At 55.5% G+C, this 3,643-nt stretch carries 5 protein-coding genes; 4 read left to right on the top strand and 1 reads right to left on the bottom strand.

What is annotated here, in order from left to right; genetic code table 11:
• Window positions 1-28 precede the first annotated feature (28 nt).
• Complete coding sequence (gene merT / locus FYJ24_RS12190) at window positions 29-379, bottom strand: mercuric ion transporter MerT (protein WP_008957404.1); 351 nt, start codon at window positions 377-379, stop codon at window positions 29-31.
• A 73-nt stretch (window positions 380-452) separates the two neighbouring features.
• On the opposite strand from merT, the gene merR reads away from it, so the two are divergent.
• The 4 genes from merR (at window position 453) to FYJ24_RS12170 (ending at window position 3,638) form a co-directional block, all read left to right on the top strand.
• Window positions 453-899 (top strand): Hg(II)-responsive transcriptional regulator, encoded by a 447-nt coding sequence (merR, locus tag FYJ24_RS12185; protein ID WP_006911920.1) that lies wholly within the window; start codon window positions 453-455, stop codon window positions 897-899.
• 78 nt (window positions 900-977) lie between these two features.
• Complete coding sequence (locus FYJ24_RS12180) at window positions 978-2,267, top strand: ISL3 family transposase (RefSeq protein ID WP_154546712.1); 1,290 nt, start codon at window positions 978-980, stop codon at window positions 2,265-2,267.
• A 61-nt stretch (window positions 2,268-2,328) separates the two neighbouring features.
• Entirely contained in the window at window positions 2,329-3,174 is an 846-nt protein-coding gene (locus tag FYJ24_RS12175) for a reverse transcriptase domain-containing protein (protein WP_206192713.1), read from the top strand.
• Between the two features lie 170 nt (window positions 3,175-3,344).
• On the top strand, window positions 3,345-3,638 hold the full coding sequence (locus FYJ24_RS12170; protein WP_081195051.1) for a type II toxin-antitoxin system RelE/ParE family toxin: 294 nt from the start codon (window positions 3,345-3,347) through the stop codon (window positions 3,636-3,638).
• The last annotated feature ends 5 nt before the right edge of the window (window positions 3,639-3,643 follow it).

The raw sequence follows: 3,643 nt of genomic DNA, 5'->3' as shown, positions 1-3,643 counted from the left end.
GAAACGAGCTTTCATGGTAGATCTCCTTTTAATAGAACAAGGGCAAGACGTAGGGGAATACCAGGGCGATTAGCACCAGCAGCGATACGAGCCAGAAGATCGCCTTGTAGCCCGTCCTGACCCGTGGCACGGCACACACCTCTCCCGGCTGGCACTTTTCCACTGGCCGAAAGACGCGACGCCAGGCGAAGAACATCGCCACCAGCGCGACGCCGATAAAGAGCGGGCGATAGGGCTCCAGCGACGCCAGATTGCTGATCCAGGCGCCGGAAACGCCCAGCGTGATCAGAACCAGCGGGCCGAGGCAACACGCCGAGGCCAGGAGGGCCGCGACTCCTCCGGCGGCCAGGGGCCCTCGCCCCGTTTTAGGTGTCCGCATTGACGATTCTCCTTTCGGGATGGGGGGAGCTACGATAAGGTTACTTCCGTAGCTTGGTACGGAGTCAAGCATCATGAAGAGACATGCAGATAAAGTGGCGGACACCATGACCATTGGCGGCCTGGCCAAGGCGGCCGGCGTCAATGTCGAGACAATCCGCTATTACCAGCGACGAGGGCTATTATCGGAGCCCGAACGACCTCCCGGAGGTATTCGACGCTATAGTGCCGCCGATATCGACAGGTTGACGTTCGTGAAAACGGCGCAGCAGCTGGGCTTTAGTCTGGATGAGATCAGTGACCTACTTCGGCTGGAAGATGGCGCCCACTGTCAAGAAGCCAGTGCTCTCGCAGAGCACAAGTTAGGGGACGTTCGCGAGAAGATCGACAGGCTTGAAAGAATTGAGAAGGTGCTGAGCGAAATGGTCGACCGATGCCATGCACAACAAGGCAATATCACTTGCCCGCTAATTGCGTCATTGCATGAAGGGCTCAGAGAAGCAGAAGACCCAAGGGAGTAAATCACCTTCAGTTCGTAGAAAACAACGCGGTCAAAGAGTCGCAATCATCTATGGACCATGTCGACAAGGAAAGTTTGCATGACCAGCTTGCCTGACAACATCCTGCACCTTCCCGAGTACCACGTCCTAGCCACCAAGATGGAAGAGCATGATCTCCACTACCAGGTCGAAGCTCCTGAGCCTCTAGCTTGCGAGGAATGCGGCGTTGAGAGTGAGTTTGTCAGGTTCGGCAAGCGCGATGTGGCCTATCGCGACCTACCCATCCACGGAAGGCGGGTCACCCTCTGGGTGGTCCGTCGCCGCTACACCTGCCGGGCGTGTGGAAGGACGTTCCGGCCAGCTCTTCCGGAAATGGTAGACGATCACCGCATGACGCGGAGGCTTTACAACCACGTCGAGAAGGAAGCCTTCAATCACCCCTACGCCTACGTGGCTGATACCACGGGCCTCGACGAGAAGACTGTCCGCGAGATATTCAAGAAGAAGGCTGAGTTCCTGGCAGCCTGGCATCGCTTCGAGACACCCCGCTGCCTGGGGATCGACGAGCTGTACCTGAACCGCCGCTACCGCTGCATCCTGACCAACCTGGAGGAGCGTACCCTACTGGACCTGCTGGCCACCCGCCGACAGGACGTGGTGACCAACTACCTGATGAAGCTGAAAGACCGGCAGAAGGTCGAGATCGTCAGCATGGATATGTGGAAACCCTACCGCCGTGCTGTCCAGGCGGTGCTGCCGCAGGCTCGCATTGTGGTCGATAAGTTCCACGTCGTGCGAATGGCCAACGAGGCCTTGGAAAAGGTCCGCAAGGGGCTCAGGAAAAAGCTGACGTCCAACCAGCGCCGAACCCTCAAGGGTGACCGGAAGATCCTGCTGAAGCGCGCTCACGATGTCTCAGATCGCGAACGGCTCATCATGGAGACCTGGACAGGGGCATTCCCCCAGCTCTTGGCGGCCTACGAGCACAAGGAGCGGTTCTTCCACATCTGGGACGCCACAACCCGGCGTGACGCCGAGAAGGCGCTGACTGCCTGGATTGACGACATCCCACAGGGGCAAAAGGAGGTCTGGAAAGATCTCGTCAGTGCTATCAGTGGCTGGCATGAGGAGATGCTGACCTACTTCGAGACCGACATCCCGATCACCAACGCCTTCACGGAGTCAATCAACCGGCTGGCCAAGGATAAGAACCGCGATGGCCGTGGCTACTCATTCGAGGTGATGCGGGCACGAATGCTCTACACCACGAAGCACAAGAAGAAGGCACCGACTGCGAAGGTCTCTCCTTTCTACAAGAAAACCATCGGTTACGGACTGCCGGACTTCGCAGAGGAACTCAACTACGGAGTCGATCTATCAACCATCTGAGGGTGGTATCAGATTGATGGGGTGAAGGTGCCCCATCAACCATTAAATCCGTATACCCGATTTGGAGAAATTCTTTGACCAGGTCAACCACGATCTTTTGATGGCCAGGCTAGCAAAACGTATTCACGACAAGCGTTTGCTTGGTGTGATCCGTCGCTACCTTCAGGCCGGAATGATGATGGGGGGGTTCGTTAGTCAGCGAGAGAAAGGCACACCGCAAGGATCGCCCTTGAGTCCGTTGCTTAGTAATATCCTACTTGACGATCTGGACAAGAAACTGGATGCCAGAGGCCACCGGTTCTGCCGATATGCCGATGACTGCCAGATCTACGTCCAAAGCCGTCGAGCGGGCCACCGAGTCAAGGACAACGTGACCGCCTTTCTCGAAACACGACTCAAACTCCCGGTAAATCGGGAGAAGAGCCGCGTCGTCTCTGTCTCACGCAGCAATTTTCTCGGGTACAGCTTTGTTGGAAAGGCTAATCCGCGCATCCGCTGCAGTAATGAGACGATCAAACGCTTCAAGAAACGGATCAGGCAACTGACCCGCGGGCATGATCGCGAAGCCATTGAGGTGAAGCTTGCCCGTCTCGATCGATATATTCGAGGCTGGACAAGCTACTTTCGGTTGGCAGAGACACGCCGCTTATTTGCTGATATCGACAGCTGGATACGAAGCCGACTACGCATGTGCCTGATGAAACAGTGGTTTAAACCGAGAACCCGAGTGAGGAAAATGATCGAACTCGGGCTCCCTGTGGATGAGGCGAAAGGATACTGTCAGCACAAGCGCTGGTGGTTTCTGGCCCAACTCCATCATACGCGGTTCGCGATGAATAACCGCTGGTGGCACAAGCGAGGCTTCCGTGGTGTGCGCTTTTATATGGAGCGGTTTGCCAACACTTGACCAACCGCCGTGGTACGGATCCGTATGCCAGGTGGTGTGGGCGGACGGGGACTAGCTCCCCTCCGACCCGATAAGTAACATCGTTTTCTAAGCGGATCCGCTCTCATTTTGAACGGACTTGACGCACAACGTTGTTGTGCATAGAATGAGTAAAAAGTGATCAGGTAACTATGGCGGTTGAATTCAGGGATATATGGCTAGAGGCTTTCTACGACGAAGACCAAAGCCACAAGAAAATACCCAGTACTATTGAAGGCACTCTGTTCAGAAAAATTCAGATTCTGGATGCCGCAACGCAGGAGTCAGACTTGAGGATTCCACCGGGTAATCGTTTTGAACATCTGCAAGGAAACCTGTCTGGATGGTGTTCTATTCGGGTTAACAAGCAGTATCGCCTGATTTTTCGTTGGGTAGATGGCACCGCCCAAGATACATATCTAGACCCGCATGTTTACAAGGGCTAGAGGAG

It is taken from the genome of Scrofimicrobium canadense (assembly GCF_009696615.1).
GTDB lineage: Bacteria > Actinomycetota > Actinomycetes > Actinomycetales > Actinomycetaceae > Scrofimicrobium > Scrofimicrobium canadense.
The sequence above is the reverse complement of the archived record's forward strand: the minus strand, read 5'-3'. Positions and strand labels throughout refer to the sequence as shown.